Genomic DNA, 17,254 nt, shown 5'->3' with positions numbered 1-17,254 from the left:
CGATGACCAAAAAACTCCATATTAAAACCTGGGGCTGTCAGATGAACGAATACGATTCATCGAAGATGGCCGATCTGCTGGATGCCACCCATGGGTATCAACTGACCGACGTGGCCGAAGAAGCGGATGTGCTGCTGCTGAATACCTGCTCTATCCGTGAGAAGGCTCAGGAAAAAGTCTTCCATCAGTTGGGCCGCTGGAAGCTGTTAAAAGAGAAAAACCCCAAGCTGATCATCGGTGTCGGTGGCTGTGTTGCGTCTCAGGAAGGCGACCATATTCGCCAACGCGCGCACTATGTCGATATTATTTTTGGGCCGCAAACCCTGCATCGTCTGCCGGAAATGATCAACAAAGTGCGTGGAAGCACCACCCGTAGCCCGGTGGTTGATATTAGTTTCCCGGAGATCGAAAAATTCGACCGCCTACCGGAACCGCGTGCTGAAGGTCCAAGCGCATTCGTGTCAATCATGGAAGGTTGTAATAAATATTGTACTTACTGCGTGGTGCCATACACCCGCGGTGAGGAAGTAAGCCGTCCGGCGGACGATATCCTGTTTGAAATCGCCCAGCTTGCGGCGCAAGGCGTGCGTGAAGTGAACCTGCTGGGACAAAACGTGAACGCCTGGCGCGGTGAGAACTACGACGGCACGATCGGATCTTTTGCCGATCTGCTGCGGCTGGTCGCGGCGATCGATGGCATTGACCGTATCCGCTTCACCACTAGCCATCCGATCGAATTCACCGATGATATCATTGAAGTGTATCGTGACACGCCAGAACTGGTGAGCTTCCTGCACCTGCCGGTTCAGAGCGGTTCAGATCGCGTACTGAACCTGATGGGGCGCACCCATACCGCGCTGGAATATAAAGCGATCATCCGCAAACTGCGCGCAGCGCGTCCGGATATCCAGATTAGCTCCGACTTCATCGTTGGCTTCCCTGGCGAAACCACGCAGGATTTCGAGCAGACCATGAAGTTGATTGCAGACGTCAATTTTGACATGAGCTACAGCTTTATCTTCTCTGCGCGTCCTGGCACCCCTGCCGCCGATATGGTTGACGACGTGCCGGAAGAAGAGAAAAAACAGCGCCTGTATATTCTGCAGGAGCGTATTAACCAGCAAGCCATGGCCTGGAGCCGTCGCATGGTTGGCACGACCCAGCGCATTCTGGTTGAAGGCACATCGCGTAAAAGCATCATGGAACTGTCTGGCCGTACCGAAAATAACCGAGTGGTGAACTTTGAAGGCAACCCGGAAATGGTCGGTAAGTTCGTGGATGTAGAAATTACCGATGTCTGGACGAACTCCCTGCGCGGTAAAGTGGTGCGCACCGAAGACGAAATGGGTCTGCGCATCGCTGAATCCCCTGAGTCAGTTATTGCGCGTACCCGCAAAGAAAACGATCTGGGCGTCGGTATTTATCAGCCTTAATCTTCAATGCCCGATGGCGCTACGCTTGTCGGGCTTACTCTTCTGGGCTCGCTGCCCCGGCGGGCCTTGTAATCTACCTCATCATCCCCATATTTATCGCAATGCTTGCGCCTTTCCCCCATGGCGTGAATAATTTCCTTAGATGCCGGTAAATGTTCAGCGTCCGGCAAGACATGCAAAAGAGGAACAGTTTGAACATAGACACTCGTGAAATCACACTTGAACCCGCAGACAATGCCCGCCTGTTGAGCCTTTGCGGCCCATTTGATGACAACATCAAGCAGCTGGAACGTCGCCTCGGCATCGAAATTAACCGCCGTGATAACCACTTTAAGCTGACCGGTCGCCCAATTTGCGTCACCGCGGCGGCAGATATTTTACGTAGCCTGTACGTCGATACTGCCCCAATGCGCGGTCAGACGCAGGACATTGAGCCTGAACAAATTCATCTGGCAATTAAAGAAGCGCGAGTGCTTGAGCAAAGCGCAGACAGCGTGCCGGAATTTGGCAAAGCGGTGAACATCAAAACCAAACGCGGGGTAATTAAGCCGCGTACGCCGAACCAGGCACAATACATTGCGAATATCCTCGACCACGACATCACCTTTGGCGTTGGCCCTGCGGGTACGGGTAAAACGTATCTTGCGGTTGCCGCTGCGGTCGATGCGCTTGAGCGTCAGGAGATCCGTCGAATTCTGCTGACCCGTCCGGCAGTGGAAGCGGGCGAAAAACTCGGCTTCCTGCCGGGTGACCTCAGCCAGAAAGTCGATCCCTACTTACGACCGCTGTATGACGCACTGTTCGAAATGCTCGGGTTTGAGAAGGTCGAAAAGCTGATTGAGCGTAACGTCATTGAAGTTGCGCCCCTGGCCTACATGCGCGGTCGTACGTTAAACGATGCGTTCATCATTCTTGATGAGAGCCAGAACACCACCATCGAACAGATGAAAATGTTCCTGACCCGTATCGGCTTTAACTCCAAAGCGGTTATCACCGGCGATATCACCCAGATTGACCTGCCGCGAAGCACCAAATCCGGTCTGCGTCATGCCATTGAAGTACTGGCTGAAGTCGACGAAATTAGTTTTAATTTCTTCCATAGCGAAGACGTGGTTCGCCACCCGGTGGTCGCCCGTATCGTCACGGCGTATGAAGCCTGGGAAGAAGCAGAACAGAAACGCAAAGCCGAGCTGGCTGCAGAACGCAAGCGCGAAGCTCAGGAGCAGGAACAAAAATGAGTCAGGTTATTCTCGATTTACAGCTGGCATGTGAAGACGAATCTGGTTTACCAACAGAAAGTCAGTTTCAGGGTTGGCTGGATGCGGTGATCCCACAGTTTCAGGAAGAGTCTGAAGTTACCATTCGTCTGGTCGATGACGCGGAAAGCCACGAGCTGAACCTGACCTATCGCGGGAAAGATAAATCAACCAACGTACTCTCTTTCCCGTTTGAAGCCCCGCCGGGCATTGAAATGCCGCTGCTGGGCGATTTGATCATCTGCCGTCAGGTAGTCGAGAAAGAAGCGCAGGAACAAGGCAAACCGCTTGAGGCCCACTGGGCGCACATGGTGGTGCACGGTAGCCTGCATTTACTCGGTTACGACCATATCGAAGACGATGAAGCGGAAGAGATGGAATCCCTAGAAACAGAGATTATGCTTGCTCTGGGCTATGAGGATCCGTACATTGCCGAGAAAGAATAAGCATTTCGAAATCTTGTAAGCCTGATAAGGCGCAGCCGCCATCAGGTATTGCGCCTTATCCGGCTTACCTGGTTTGAAGTACGATGAAGAGACATGCCGTCAACAGCTGAATATACGCATGACGAGCTTTGTATTAACTAACATGAGAACCCATACGACGCCATGAGCGACGACAATTCACACAGTAGTGACACCTTAAACAGCAAAAAGGGATTTTTCTCCCTGTTACTGAGCCAACTTTTCCACGGTGAACCAAAAAACCGCGACGAACTGTTGGAGCTGATCCGTGATTCCGGGCAAAACGACCTTATCGATGAAGATACGCGCGATATGCTCGAAGGGGTGATGGATATTGCGGACCAACGCGTGCGCGACATCATGATCCCTCGCTCTCAGATGATTACCCTGAAACGCAACCAGACCCTGGACGAATGTCTCGATGTCATTATCGAGTCTGCCCACTCGCGTTTCCCGGTGATCAGCGAAGACAAAGATCACATTGAAGGGATTCTGATGGCCAAAGATCTGCTGCCGTTTATGCGCAGCGATGCCGAAGCCTTCAGCATGGAGAAAGTGTTACGCCAGGCGGTTGTCGTACCTGAAAGCAAGCGAGTTGACCGCATGCTGAAAGAGTTCCGCTCCCAGCGTTATCATATGGCTATCGTCATCGACGAATTCGGCGGTGTCTCAGGTCTGGTGACCATTGAGGACATCCTTGAACTGATCGTGGGTGAAATTGAAGATGAGTACGACGAAGAAGACGATATCGATTTCCGTCAGCTCAGTCGCCACACCTGGACCATTCGCGCTCTGGCGCCGATTGAAGACTTCAACGACGCTTTCGGTACCCATTTTAGCGACGAAGAAGTAGATACCATCGGCGGGCTGGTCATGCAGGCCTTTGGTCATCTGCCCGCGCGCGGGGAGACTATCGACATTGATGGTTACCAGTTCAAAGTGGCAATGGCCGACAGCCGTCGTATTATTCAGGTTCATGTCAGAATTCCGGACGACTCACCCCAGCCCAAACTGGACGAATAAACCCGAAACTGGATCTAAGACTACATGGCATTTGCCCCATTAATTGAACGCCAGCGCATTCGCCTGCTGCTGGCGTTATTATTCGGTGCCTGCGGGACGCTGGCTTTCTCTCCGTATGACATCTGGCCCGCTGCGATCGTTTCGCTGATGGGCCTGCAGGCTCTTACCTTCAATCGCCGTCCGCTCCAGTCTGCCGCAATCGGCTACTTCTGGGGATTGGGGCTGTTTGGCTCCGGCATCAACTGGGTTTACGTCAGCATCGCGCAGTTTGGCGGTATGCCGGGCCCCATTAATGTGTTCCTCGTGGTTCTGCTTGCCGCATACCTTTCCCTCTACACCGGCCTGTTTGCCGGCGTGTTGGCGCGTCTGTGGCCGAAAACCACCTGGATACGCGTGGCGATTGCCGCGCCGGTCGTCTGGCAAATAACCGAATTCCTGCGCGGCTGGGTACTGACCGGCTTTCCGTGGCTACAGTTCGGCTACAGTCAGATCGACGGTCCGTTAAAAGGGCTGGCTCCGGTGATGGGCGTTGAGGCGATTAACTTCCTGCTGATGGTGGTTAGCGGCCTTCTGGCGCTGGCGCTGGTGACGCGTAACTGGAAGCCGCTGATTGCCGCGCTAGTGCTCTTTGCTCTGCCCTTTCCGCTGCGCTATATCCAGTGGTACACGCTTGAGCCGGAAAAAACCACTCAGGTCTCGATGGTGCAGGGCGACATTCCGCAGTCGCTCAAATGGGATGAAGGTCAGTTACTCAACACCCTGAAGATTTATCTCGACGCCACCCAGCCTGAGATGGGCAAATCACAGCTGATCATCTGGCCAGAATCCGCTATCCCGGACCTGGAAATTAATCAGCAGCGTTTTCTGGGCATGATGGATGACCTGCTGAGATCGAAAAACAGCACGCTGATTACCGGTATCGTTGACGCACGTCTGAACAAGCAGAATCGTTACGACACCTACAACACCATCATCACGCTGGGTAAAGACAGCCCGTACAGTTACGACTCCAGCAACCGCTACAACAAAAACCATCTGGTACCGTTTGGCGAGTTCGTCCCGCTGGAATCGATCCTGCGCCCGTTAGCGCCGTTCTTTGACCTGCCAATGTCGTCTTTCAGCCGTGGGCCTTATGTGCAGCCACAGCTGCATGCGCACGGCTTTAAGCTGACGGCTGCCATCTGCTATGAAATCATTCTTGGCGAACAGGTACGGGATAATTTCCGCCCGGATACGGACTACCTGCTGACGATTTCCAACGATGCCTGGTTTGGTAAATCCATCGGCCCGTGGCAGCACTTCCAGATGGCGCGTATGCGTTCCCTCGAGCTGGCGCGCCCTCTGCTGCGTAGCACCAACAACGGTATTACGGCGGTGATTGGTCCACAGGGTGAGATTCAGGCGATGATCCCGCAGTTTACCCGTCAGGTCCTGACCACCAGCGTGACGCCAACAACGGGCTTAACCCCTTATGCCCGTACCGGTAACTGGCCGCTCTGGCTGCTGACCGCGCTGTTTGGCTTTGGTGCGGTGGTAATGAGCCTGCGCCAGCGTCGTAAGTAACCTTCCTTTCCCGGCCGGATAACGTTTCGCTTATCCGGCCCACAAAACATTTCCCGCTCCCCATTCTGGCACGTCTATTGCTTTGTTCTACAAGACAAATGCAGTTTTGGCTGAATGTGCAACCTGGTCGCACCAACGTTGAGCGCCGGTAGCACCTGAAAAGTGCAACAAGATATTTTTGCCCCCAAATGGTGCGGCGCACTTCGCAAAAATAAACAATAAAACAGCAAATTCTTTACATTCATCCAAACTAAATGTTAACAAACATATACAAGACTGCACGTTTCAGTAGCAAACAATAACAACATCACAATGGGTATCAATGCGTCCCTGGCGCAGACGATAAAGGAGTTGGATATGCAATTACGTAAGCTCGCCACTGCCATGCTGGTCATGGGAATGTCCGCCGGTCTGGCGCACGCAGAAGACGCAGCACCAGCGGCAGGCAGCACGCTGGACAAGATCGCCAAAAACGGCGTGATTGTGGTCGGCCACCGTGAATCATCGGTACCGTTTTCTTACTACGATAACCAGCAAAAAGTGGTCGGTTATTCACAGGATTACTCCAACGCGATCGTTGAAGCCGTGAAGAAAAAACTGAACAAGCCTGACCTGCAGGTGAAACTGATCCCGATTACTTCACAAAACCGTATCCCGCTGCTGCAAAACGGCACCTTCGACTTTGAATGTGGCTCCACCACCAACAACGTCGAGCGCCAAAAACAAGCGGCTTTCTCTGACACCATTTTCGTTGTTGGTACTCGTCTGCTGGCGAAAAAAGGCGGCGACGTCAAAGATTTCGCCGATCTGAAAGGTAAAGCCGTAGTCGTGACTTCGGGTACCACCTCAGAGGTGCTGCTGCACAAGCTGAATGAAGAGCAAAAAATGGATATGCGCATCATCAGCGCGAAAGACCACGGTGACTCTTTCCGTACTCTGGAAAGCGGCCGCGCCGTTGCCTTTATGATGGATGACGCCCTGCTGGCTGGCGAGCGCGCGAAGGCGAAGAAACCAGACAACTGGGAGATCGTCGGCAAGCCGCAGTCTCAGGAAGCTTACGGCTGCATGCTGCGTAAAGATGACCCTCAGTTCAAAAAGCTGATGGATGACACTATCTCCAAAGCGCAGACCTCAGGCGAAGCTGAGAAATGGTTTGATAAGTGGTTTAAAAATCCAATTCCACCGAAGAACCTGAACATGAATTTCGAACTGTCAGACGAGATGAAAGCCCTGTTCAAAGAACCGAATGATAAAGCGCTTAACTAATTAATTAGAAGAGTACACAAAACCTTTCAAGTTATATCGAGGCGGCAACTGAGCGAATTCCCGGGCGCTTACATGAGTAAGTAACCGGGATGAATAAAGGCAGCCAACAACGAGATATCTTGAAGGATGAAGTGTAATCAGGGAGGCTTCCCCTCCCTCTCGATTGCTACTCAGCACGGACAGACTATAAGCCTGATGGTCGTTCCCCATCAGGCCTGAAAACCGCAAAACGCTGAATAACAATCTTCGGGGGTAGCGCTGCTACCCTTTTTTTTCTGGAGTAGATTTATGTCTATAGACTGGAACTGGGGTATTTTTTTACAACAAGCCCCGTTCGGCAACACCACCTATCTCGGCTGGCTCTGGAGTGGTTTCCAGGTCACTGTCGCGTTATCTATCACCGCCTGGGTTATCGCTTTCCTCATCGGCTCTTTATTCGGCATCTTACGTACCGTACCAAATCGTTTCCTTTCCGGGATCGGCACGCTGTACGTCGAGCTGTTTCGTAACGTTCCGCTCATCGTCCAGTTTTTTACCTGGTATCTGGTCATTCCTGAACTGCTGCCGGAAAACATCGGGATGTGGTTCAAGTCAGAACTGGATCCCAACATTCAGTTCTTCCTCTCATCCATGCTTTGTCTGGGGCTGTTTACCGCTGCGCGCGTCTGCGAACAGGTTCGTGCCGCTATTCAGTCTCTGCCTCGCGGGCAGAAAAATGCCGCGCTGGCGATGGGGCTGACGTTGCCGCAGGCCTACCGCTATGTTCTGCTGCCAAACGCTTACCGCGTGATTGTTCCGCCAATGACCTCAGAGATGATGAACCTGGTAAAGAACTCCGCGATCGCCTCCACTATCGGCCTAGTCGATATGGCTGCGCAAGCGGGTAAACTACTGGATTACTCCGCCCACGCATGGGAATCGTTTACGGCCATCACTCTGGCCTACGTACTGATTAACGCCGTCATCATGCTGGTGATGAATCTCGTCGAACGCAAAATCCGCCTGCCTGGCAATTTGGGAGGCAAATAATGTACGAATTTGACTGGAGTTCTATCGTCCCTTCCCTGCCGTATCTGCTGGATGGGCTGATCATCACGCTGAAAATCACCGTCACGGCAGTCGTCATTGGTATCGTCTGGGGGACCATCCTTGCAGTAATGCGTCTGTCCAGCTTCGCGCCAATTGCCTGGTTTGCGAAGGGCTACGTCAACGTATTCCGCTCCATTCCGCTGGTGATGGTGCTGCTGTGGTTCTACCTGATTGTGCCCGGCTTCCTGCAAAACGTGCTAGGTCTGTCGCCAAAAACCGATATTCGCCTGATATCAGCGATGGTCGCATTTTCGATGTTTGAAGCCGCGTACTATTCCGAGATTATCCGCGCCGGTATCCAGAGTATTTCTCGCGGGCAGTCCAGTGCCGCGCTGGCGCTGGGGATGACCCATTGGCAGTCGATGAAGCTCATCATTCTGCCGCAGGCATTTCGCGCGATGGTGCCGCTGCTGCTTACCCAGGGCATCGTACTCTTCCAGGATACCTCGCTGGTCTATGTATTGAGTCTGGCAGACTTCTTCCGTACCGCCTCCACCATTGGCGAGCGTGACGGCACGCAGGTTGAAATGATCCTGTTTGCTGGCGCCGTTTATTTTGTATTCAGTCTGAGCGCATCGTTGTTGGTCAGCTATTTGAAGAAAAGGACAGTTTAATGATTACCCTGAAAAATGTTTCTAAATGGTATGGTCACTTTCAGGTGCTGACCGACTGCTCCACGGAAGTGAAAAAAGGTGAAGTGGTGGTGGTCTGCGGCCCGTCAGGTTCAGGTAAATCAACACTTATCAAAACGGTGAACGGGCTGGAGCCGGTACAACAGGGCGTCATCACCGTTGATGGTACCGTGGTGAATGATAAAAAGACCGATCTGGCCAAACTGCGCTCTCGCGTTGGCATGGTGTTCCAGCACTTTGAACTGTTCCCGCATCTGTCGATTATTGAGAACCTGACTCTGGCGCAGGTAAAAGTGCTTAAACGCGATAAAAAGCCGGCCCGCGACAAGGCGCAAAAGTTACTGGAACGCGTTGGTCTGTCAGCGCATGCCGAGAAGTTTCCAGCTCAGCTCTCCGGGGGCCAGCAACAGCGTGTCGCCATCGCCCGGGCGCTGTGCATGGATCCTATCGCCATGCTGTTTGACGAACCGACGTCAGCGCTCGACCCAGAAATGATCAACGAAGTACTGGACGTCATGGTTGAACTGGCCAATGAAGGGATGACCATGATGGTGGTTACCCACGAAATGGGCTTTGCGCGTAAAGTGGCGAACCGGGTGATCTTCATGGATGAAGGGAAGATTGTTGAAGACTCACCGAAAGAAGAGTTCTTCGCTAATCCAAAATCAGACCGTGCCAAAGACTTCCTCGCGAAAATCCTGCACTAATTTTGCTGGCGCGCACCTCCATGTGCGCGCCACCTCACGATTTATCTCTTCACTTCTCGAAACAGGCACAGCCCAGCGTTAACCTTGTCACAAAGTCCCACTTACAAGGAGCAACAATGGCACTTCCTATCCTGTTTGATTGCGATCCAGGTCATGACGACGCTATCGCAATTGTTCTCGCCCTCGCTTCACCTGAACTGGATGTGAAAGCGATAACCTCCTCTGCCGGTAACCAGACCCCCGACAAAACGCTGCGTAACGTATTGCGTATGTTAACGTTGCTCAACCGTACGGATATCCCAGTGGCCGGTGGCGCAGTCAAACCGCTGATGCGCGACCTGATAATTGCCGATAACGTCCACGGTGAGAGCGGGCTTGATGGCCCGGCGCTGCCTGAACCCGCTTTTGCTCCACAGGACTGCACCGCCGTGGAATTGATGGCGAAAACCCTGCGTAACAGTCAGGAACCGGTGACGATTGTCTCCACCGGGCCGCAAACTAACGTGGCATTGCTACTGAATAGCCATCCTGAACTGCACACCAAAATTGCCCGTATCGTGATCATGGGTGGTGCAATGGGCCTCGGAAACTGGACGCCCGCCGCCGAGTTCAACATCTTCGTGGATCCAGAAGCCGCTGAGATCGTGTTCCAGTCGGGCATTCCGGTGGTGATGGCTGGACTGGATGTCACGCATAAAGCGCAAATACATCGTGAAGATACCGAACGGTTCCGCGCTATCGGCAATCCCATTTCGACAATCGTTGCTGAACTACTCGACTTCTTCTTTGAATATCACAAAGATGAAAAATGGGGATTCATTGGCGCGCCGCTGCACGATCCATGCACCATTGCCTGGCTGCTGAAACCTGAACTGTTTACCACCGTTGAACGCTGGGTTGGTGTGGAAACTCAGGGCAAATACACCCAGGGAATGACCGTGGTTGACTACTACTTCCTGAGCGGCAATAAGCCAAACGCCACCGTAATGGTGGACGTGGATCGCGAAGGTTTTGTCGATCTGCTGGCAGAACGGTTGAAGTTTTACGCCTAATGCGTAGGCCGGATAAGACGCAGCGCGTCGCATCCGGCAACATTATCACGGCTCAAACGGTCGACGCTGGAACTGATCGTGTCCGCATTTCGGGCATAGCGGCAGCACGTCAGGAGTGTACACCGCTAAATGGAAGTGGCACTTCTCGCAGACCAGATTGCCCAACCCGACCACCTCGCCGCTGTGATAAACCCCGTGATGGCTGAGGTCCTGGAACACTTCGCGCCATTCGAGCTGCGTTTTATCGGTAATATCGGCCAGTTCCTGCCAGATACTCTCTTTGATAACCCGCATAAAGACGCTGTCGGTCTCCTCATCGAGGCTTTCTTCATAGCTCAGAGCAAACTCTTCCAGATCGCGTCTGACGGCCCGGGTGAGCTCTTCCACCTCGGTGCGCGTTAACTCCCCGGTCTGCATAACGCGCTGACGCGCCTGTTCCACCAACGCATCAATATCGCGTTCGCCATTACGCAGGCGTTCACTCAGTGAAGCCACCAGTTCACGGTAATATTGAGCAACCTTGTTCATCGCTTCGCCTCCTGGGTCGTTAACTGTCTATAATAATAGACGTTATTTACGCTACGCTTTGCAAGACTGTCCACAGAGTGTGTAAATTCGTGCAAGAATTATCCTTACGGGAATTCAACGTTGAATGCGCGAAAGGCTGTTTTGGCGCGGGCGTTTGGGCTATGCTATGCGGATCTAAAACACCACATCTAGAGCTACGTTTGTAGCTGTATTGAAAACAGGACCACTGGCTGCCATGCAAGAGCAATACCGCCCGGAAGAGATAGAATCCAAAGTACAGCTTCACTGGGATGAGAAGCGCACATTTGAAGTTACCGAAGACGAGAGCAAAGAGAAGTATTACTGCCTGTCTATGCTTCCCTATCCTTCTGGTCGACTACACATGGGCCACGTCCGTAACTACACCATCGGCGACGTGATTGCCCGCTATCAGCGCATGCTGGGCAAAAACGTACTTCAGCCAATTGGCTGGGATGCGTTCGGCCTGCCTGCCGAAGGTGCAGCGGTCAAAAACAATACCGCCCCCGCGCCTTGGACGTACGACAACATCGCTTACATGAAAAACCAGCTCAAAATGCTGGGTTTCGGTTACGACTGGAGCCGTGAGCTGGCAACCTGCACCCCGGAATACTACCGCTGGGAACAGAAGTTCTTCACCGAGCTGTACAAAAAAGGGCTGGTGTACAAGAAAACGTCTGCCGTTAACTGGTGCCCGAACGACCAGACCGTACTGGCGAACGAACAGGTTATCGACGGCTGCTGCTGGCGTTGCGACACCAAAGTTGAGCGTAAAGAGATCCCGCAGTGGTTCATCAAAATCACCGCTTACGCTGACGAACTGTTGCGCGACCTGGATAACCTGGATCACTGGCCAGACACCGTGAAAACGATGCAGCGCAACTGGATTGGCCGCTCTGAAGGCGTGGAAATCACCTTCGATGTGAACGATTACGACAACACGCTGACCGTCTACACCACACGCCCGGACACCTTTATGGGTGCGACCTACCTGGCCGTTGCTGCAGGTCATCCGCTGGCGCAGAAAGCCGCTGAAAATAACCCAGAACTGGCTGCCTTCATTGACGAATGCCGCAACACCAAGGTTGCTGAAGCCGAAATGGCGACCATGGAGAAGAAAGGCGTCGACACTGGTTTCAAAGCCGTTCACCCGCTGACTGGCGAAGAGATCCCGGTTTGGGCGGCAAACTTCGTGCTGATGGAATACGGTACAGGCGCAGTTATGGCCGTTCCGGGTCACGATCAGCGCGATTACGAATTTGCGACCAAATATGGCCTGACCATCAAGCCGGTAATTCTGACTGCTGAAGGCGCAGAGCCGGATCTGTCTGAACAAGCGCTGACCGAAAAAGGCGTGCTGTTTAACTCCGGTGAGTTTGACGGCCTCGACTTCGAAGCGGCCTTCAACGCTATTGCTGACAAGCTGGTAGCTAAAGGCGTGGGTGAGCGTAAAGTTAACTATCGTCTGCGTGACTGGGGTGTTTCCCGTCAGCGTTACTGGGGCGCGCCGATTCCGATGGTGACGCTGGAAGACGGTACCGTCCTGCCAACGCCAGAAGACCAACTGCCGGTTATTTTGCCGGAAGACGTAGTCATGGACGGCATTACCAGCCCAATCAAAGCCGATCCAGAGTGGGCGAAAACCACCGTTAACGGTATGCCTGCGCTGCGCGAAACTGACACCTTCGATACCTTTATGGAGTCGTCCTGGTACTACGCGCGCTACACCTGCCCGCAGTATCAGGAAGGTATGCTGGATTCCGACGCGGCGAACTACTGGCTGCCAGTTGATATCTACATTGGCGGTATTGAACACGCCATCATGCACCTGCTCTACTTCCGCTTCTTCCACAAACTGATGCGCGACGCAGGCATGGTCAACTCTGATGAACCGGCTAAACAGCTGCTGTGTCAGGGGATGGTTCTGGCCGATGCGTTCTACTACGTTGGCGCCAACGGCGAACGTAACTGGGTTTCTCCGGTTGATGCCATCGTTGAGCGTGACGAAAAAGGTCGCATCGTTAAGGCTAAGGACGCAGAAGGCCATGAACTCGTGTATACCGGCATGAGCAAGATGTCCAAGTCGAAAAATAACGGTATCGACCCGCAGGTCATGGTTGAACGCTACGGCGCCGACACCGTACGTCTGTTCATGATGTTCGCTTCTCCGGCTGATATGACGCTGGAATGGCAGGAGTCCGGCGTTGAAGGGGCGAACCGCTTCCTGAAACGTGTCTGGAAACTGGTTTACGAACATACGTCCCAGGGAGATGTTGCTGCCCTGAACGTTGATGTGTTGAGCGAAGATCAAAAAGCGCTGCGTCGCGACGTGCATAAAACCATTGCTAAAGTCACCGATGATATCGGTCGTCGTCAGACCTTTAACACCGCGATTGCGGCGATTATGGAGCTGATGAACAAGCTGGCGAAAGCACCGCAGGCAGACGAGCAGGACAGAGCCCTGATGCAGGAAGCATTGCTGGCTGTTGTACGCATGCTTAACCCGTTCACCCCACACGTTTGCTTCACCCTGTGGCAGGCGCTGAAAGGCGAAGGCGATATCGACAACGCGCCGTGGCCGGTGGCGGACGAAGCAGCAATGGTTGAAGACTCAACGCTGGTTGTGGTTCAGGTAAACGGCAAAGTACGTGGCAAAATCACCGTTCCGGTAAACGCCACTGAAGAGCAGGTTCGTGAACGTGCTGGCCAGGAGCATCTGGTGGCAAAATATCTTGATGGCGTTACCGTACGTAAAGTGATTTATGTACCGGGTAAACTCCTCAATCTGGTCGTTGGCTAAGCGCGGGAGGAAGCGTGCGACTTCTGACAACATTGTTGTTATCGCTGGCGGTGCTTGTCACCGCCGGGTGTGGTTGGCATCTGCGTAACACTACGCAGGTTCCACCCTCAATGAAAACCATGATCCTGAACTCTGGCGATCCGAACGGCCCGTTAAGCCGCGCGGTGCGTAATCAGCTGCGTCTGAACGGTGTTACGCTGCTTGAAGACGGTACCATGCGTAAAGATGTGACGTCCTTACGTCTGGGTGCGGTCAGCATTTCGCAGGATACGGCATCGGTATTCCAGAACGGTCAAACGGCTGAATACCAGATGGTGATGTCCGTAAGGGCTACTGTGCTGATTCCAGGTCATGATATTTATCCAATCAGCGCCAAAGTTTATCGTTCGTTCTTTGACAACCCACAGGCTGCACTGGCGAAGGATAACGAGCAGGACATGATCATAAAAGAGATGTATGACAAAGCGGCTGAACAGTTGATTCGTAAGCTGCCAAGCGTACATCTGGCCGATACTCAGTCATCCAATGCTGATGCTGAGCCTGCGGTGAATAAAACCGCAGCGCCTGCGTCATCTCCGGCGCGTGTCTCCACCACGCTGGGTAACTGATGCTCAAGTTGTACCCTGAACAACTCCGCGCACAGCTCAATGAAGGGCTGCGCGCGGCGTATTTACTCTTGGGCAACGATCCCCTCTTATTGCAGGAAAGCCAGGATGCCATCCGTCAGGCTGCCGCAACACAAGGATTCGAAGAACACCACGCCTTCACTCTGGACAACAGCACCGACTGGGGAGAGATTTTTTCACTCTGCCAGGCGATGAGCCTGTTTGCCAGCCGTCAAACCCTGCTTCTGCAGTTGCCTGAAAATGGCCCTAATGTTGCCATTAACGAACAGCTCGCTTCACTCGTCACACTGCTACATAACGACCTGCTGCTGATTGTTCGCGGCAACAAACTCACCAGGGCACAGGAAAACGCCGCATGGTATACGGGGCTTGCAAATAATGCGGTTCAGGTAAGCTGCCAGACGCCGGAACAAGCACAGCTTCCTCGCTGGGTTGCCGCCAGGGCGAAACTTAACAACCTGCAACTGGATGACGCGGCCAATCAGCTTTTGTGCTATTGCTATGAAGGTAATTTGTTAGCACTGGCGCAAGCGCTGGAACGATTAGCGTTGCTTTGGCCTGACGGCAAGTTAACGCTGCCTCGCGTAGAGAAAGCGGTTAACGATGCCGCGCACTTTACCCCATTCCACTGGGTAGACGCGCTGCTGATGGGCAAAAGCAAACGCGCGCTGCACATTCTGCAGCAGCTACGCCTGGAAGGTAGCGAGCCGGTTATTTTGCTGCGTACGATCCAGCGTGAGTTGCTGTTGCTGGTTAACTTGAAAAGGCAGTCGGCCCATACGCCTTTGCGCACGTTGTTTGATAAACACCGGGTGTGGCAAAATCGCCGGGGCATGATGGGAGATGCGTTAAACCGGCTGAACCCGGCGCAACTGCGTCAGGCTGTGACGCTTTTAACGCGTACGGAAATTACGCTTAAACAAGACTATGGTCAGTCAGTGTGGGCGGAACTTGAGGGGCTTTCCCTTTTGCTCTGTCATAAATCGCTGGCCGATGTTTTTATTGATGGTTGATATGAAATCATTGCAGGCTTTGTTCGGTGGCACCTTTGATCCGGTGCATTACGGTCATCTTAAACCGGTTGAAATTCTGGCGAATCTGATTGGCCTTTCCCGGGTCATCATCATGCCCAATAACGTGCCGCCACATCGTGCGCAGCCCGAAGCGTCCGGTGAGCAACGTAAGCGTATGGTTGAACTGGCCATTGCTGATAAACCGCTATTTTCCCTGGATGAACGCGAACTGAAACGCGATACCGCCTCCTACACCGCGCAAACGCTAAAAGAGTGGCGCGAGGAGCAAGGCCCAAACGTGCCGTTAGCGTTTATCATTGGTCAGGATTCGCTGCTTACCTTCCCTTCCTGGCATGACTACCACACGATTCTGGGTAATACCCACCTCATCGTGTGCCGACGTCCGGGCTATCCACTCGAAATGGCGCAGGAAAAACACCAGCAATGGCTGGAGGATCATCTGACCCATTCAGCAGATGACCTGCACAACCTGCCTTGCGGGAAGATTTACCTGGCCGAAACGCCGTGGTTTAACATCTCCGCCACGCTCATCCGTGAGCGCCTGGAAAAGGGCGAGCCGTGCGACGACCTGATGCCAGACGCGGTGCTTGACTATATCAATCAACAGGGACTGTACCGCTAAGCGCCTTGCGTAAGGCCGTCAGCAGGCGGTTATTCTCTTCCTGGCTGCGAACGGCTACCCGATAATAGCGCGCATCCAGCCCCGGATAATTGGCGCAACTGCGAATCAAGACATGTTGTTTCAGCAACGCAAGTTGCAGATCCATATCCGCACGATCGCAGCGTAATAAACGATAATTTGCCCGGCCGGGATACGCCGTCAGGCCGGGCAGATCTTGCAGTTGTTGATCAAACCGCTCCCCCTCTTGTTCCAGCCATTTCCACGTCGCCCGCTGATATGCGCTATCGCGTAAGATAATCTCGCCTGCCAGGGCAGCAAACGCATTAATTGACCACGGCATTTGTTGGTTGCGCATCTGTGCAACCGCCTGTTCGTTACTGTTGACCAGATACCCCAGGCGCAGTCCCGGGATCGCATAAAACTTGGTGAGCGAACGCAGCACCCAAATATGCGGGTTCTTGTGCAGTAACGGGATAAACCCCGACTCCTTGGCAATAAAATCGATAAACGCTTCATCAAGGATCAGGGCGATCCCCAGCGACTCGCAACGCGTGGCAATTTCACGCAGCAGGCGGGTTTCGGGCAACAACCCGGTGGGATTATTGGGCGTACAGAGAAACAGGCAGTCCAGCTCAGGCGTTAACGCATCGAGGATCGCATCGGTAAGCTGCCAGCCATCCTCTTCGCACAGCGCAAACTCATGGATCGTACAGTCTCCCCATTGCAGCGCCCGACGATATTCCGCAAACCCGGGCGTCACAATCATCGCGTGGCGTGGCTTCAGGCCATGCACCAGGGTAAAAATGGATTCGGTTTCACCGTTCCCGGCCAGGATCCACGAGGACGGAATTTGATGATGCTCCGCCAGCGCGGCATGCAGTTGCGCGTAATCGACATCCGGGTAACGCTCCGTGCAGTCCAGATTGTCGATAATCGCCCGTTTTAAACTTACTGGCATACCCAGCGGGTTAATATTCGCGCTAAAATCCAGCAACTGCTCAGGCAAGATGCCCAACAATTCGGCGGCTTCTCGGGTGTTACCGCCATGTGCGCTCTTCAATAAAGACATCGTGCCGCTCCACGTAAAAAAGGGTATTTTAGTGAAAAATCACTGCGCAATCAGGGCAAACATCATATTTTG

The 17,254-nt window shown here is 53.3% G+C and carries 16 protein-coding genes; 14 read left to right on the top strand and 2 right to left on the bottom strand.

Annotation, left to right across the window (positions count from 1 at the left end; all coding sequences use genetic code 11):
* Nucleotides 1-2 precede the first annotated feature (2 nt).
* From miaB to rihA, 10 genes are all read left to right on the top strand, one after another.
* Nucleotides 3-1,433 carry a tRNA (N6-isopentenyl adenosine(37)-C2)-methylthiotransferase MiaB gene (gene miaB / locus OGV75_RS11675; protein WP_016152245.1) on the top strand — a complete coding sequence of 477 codons (1,431 nt, stop codon included), beginning with the start codon at nucleotides 3-5 and terminating at the stop codon, nucleotides 1,431-1,433.
* 191 nt (nucleotides 1,434-1,624) lie between these two features.
* The gene (locus OGV75_RS11670) at nucleotides 1,625-2,671 is read left to right on the top strand and encodes a PhoH family protein (protein ID WP_019076268.1); all 1,047 of its coding nucleotides are present in this window, start codon (nucleotides 1,625-1,627) and stop codon (nucleotides 2,669-2,671) included.
* Entirely contained in the window at nucleotides 2,668-3,135 is a 468-nt protein-coding gene (gene ybeY, locus OGV75_RS11665; RefSeq protein ID WP_003835559.1) for an rRNA maturation RNase YbeY, read from the top strand. Before OGV75_RS11670 ends, ybeY begins: the two co-directional genes overlap by 4 nt.
* A gap of 162 nt (nucleotides 3,136-3,297) precedes the next feature.
* Nucleotides 3,298-4,176, top strand: coding sequence for a CNNM family magnesium/cobalt transport protein CorC (gene corC, locus OGV75_RS11660; protein WP_005121418.1), 879 nt, complete (start codon nucleotides 3,298-3,300; stop codon nucleotides 4,174-4,176).
* A gap of 24 nt (nucleotides 4,177-4,200) precedes the next feature.
* Nucleotides 4,201-5,739: an apolipoprotein N-acyltransferase gene (gene lnt, locus OGV75_RS11655; protein ID WP_094760687.1), complete on the top strand. Its 1,539-nt coding sequence runs from the start codon at nucleotides 4,201-4,203 to the stop codon at nucleotides 5,737-5,739.
* Between the two features lie 357 nt (nucleotides 5,740-6,096).
* Entirely contained in the window at nucleotides 6,097-7,005 is a 909-nt protein-coding gene (gene gltI, locus OGV75_RS11650) for a glutamate/aspartate ABC transporter substrate-binding protein GltI (protein WP_104651705.1), read from the top strand.
* 288 nt (nucleotides 7,006-7,293) lie between these two features.
* A complete protein-coding gene (gltJ, locus tag OGV75_RS11645; protein WP_016152241.1) occupies nucleotides 7,294-8,034 on the top strand; it encodes a glutamate/aspartate ABC transporter permease GltJ in 741 nt (246 codons plus the stop codon).
* Nucleotides 8,034-8,708, top strand: a complete 675-nt coding sequence (gene gltK, locus OGV75_RS11640) for a glutamate/aspartate ABC transporter permease GltK (RefSeq protein ID WP_003022757.1) — start codon at nucleotides 8,034-8,036, stop codon at nucleotides 8,706-8,708. The genes gltJ and gltK overlap by 1 nt, the downstream gene beginning before the upstream one ends.
* Nucleotides 8,708-9,433: a glutamate/aspartate ABC transporter ATP-binding protein GltL gene (gene gltL, locus OGV75_RS11635; protein WP_003022754.1), complete on the top strand. Its 726-nt coding sequence runs from the start codon at nucleotides 8,708-8,710 to the stop codon at nucleotides 9,431-9,433. Before gltK ends, gltL begins: the two co-directional genes overlap by 1 nt.
* A 116-nt stretch (nucleotides 9,434-9,549) precedes the next feature.
* Nucleotides 9,550-10,485, top strand: coding sequence for a pyrimidine-specific ribonucleoside hydrolase RihA (gene rihA, locus OGV75_RS11630; RefSeq protein ID WP_149330246.1), 936 nt, complete (start codon nucleotides 9,550-9,552; stop codon nucleotides 10,483-10,485).
* Between the two features lie 45 nt (nucleotides 10,486-10,530).
* Here rihA and OGV75_RS11625 read toward each other — a convergent pair whose 3' ends face one another.
* Nucleotides 10,531-11,013, bottom strand: a complete 483-nt coding sequence (locus tag OGV75_RS11625) for a zinc ribbon-containing protein (protein WP_003022748.1) — start codon at nucleotides 11,011-11,013, stop codon at nucleotides 10,531-10,533.
* Nucleotides 11,014-11,248: 235 nt separating this feature from the next.
* Here OGV75_RS11625 and leuS point away from each other — a divergent pair, with 235 nt between their 5' ends.
* The 4 genes from leuS to nadD are packed head-to-tail and all read left to right on the top strand — an operon-like array spanning nucleotide 11,249 to nucleotide 16,113.
* Complete coding sequence (gene leuS / locus OGV75_RS11620; RefSeq protein ID WP_049040670.1) at nucleotides 11,249-13,831, top strand: leucine--tRNA ligase; 2,583 nt, start codon at nucleotides 11,249-11,251, stop codon at nucleotides 13,829-13,831.
* 14 nt (nucleotides 13,832-13,845) lie between these two features.
* Nucleotides 13,846-14,439 carry an LPS assembly lipoprotein LptE gene (gene lptE, locus OGV75_RS11615; protein ID WP_181546041.1) on the top strand — a complete coding sequence of 198 codons (594 nt, stop codon included), beginning with the start codon at nucleotides 13,846-13,848 and terminating at the stop codon, nucleotides 14,437-14,439.
* Nucleotides 14,439-15,470: a DNA polymerase III subunit delta gene (holA, locus tag OGV75_RS11610; RefSeq protein WP_016152237.1), complete on the top strand. Its 1,032-nt coding sequence runs from the start codon at nucleotides 14,439-14,441 to the stop codon at nucleotides 15,468-15,470. The genes lptE and holA overlap by 1 nt, the downstream gene beginning before the upstream one ends.
* A 1-nt stretch (nucleotide 15,471) precedes the next feature.
* Nucleotides 15,472-16,113 (top strand): nicotinate-nucleotide adenylyltransferase, encoded by a 642-nt coding sequence (nadD, locus tag OGV75_RS11605; protein WP_087121840.1) that lies wholly within the window; start codon nucleotides 15,472-15,474, stop codon nucleotides 16,111-16,113.
* Here nadD and cobD read toward each other — a convergent pair.
* Entirely contained in the window at nucleotides 16,088-17,182 is a 1,095-nt protein-coding gene (cobD, locus tag OGV75_RS11600; protein ID WP_286480690.1) for a threonine-phosphate decarboxylase CobD, read from the bottom strand. The two genes, nadD and cobD, sit on opposite strands and share 26 nt — an antisense overlap.
* Nucleotides 17,183-17,254: the final 72 nt, after the last annotated feature.

Source organism: Citrobacter sp. Cb028 (genome assembly GCF_030336705.1).
GTDB classification, from domain to species: Bacteria; Pseudomonadota; Gammaproteobacteria; order Enterobacterales; family Enterobacteriaceae; genus Citrobacter; species Citrobacter braakii.
Note: the sequence above shows the minus strand (reverse complement) of the source record. Positions and strands in the feature narration are given on the sequence as shown.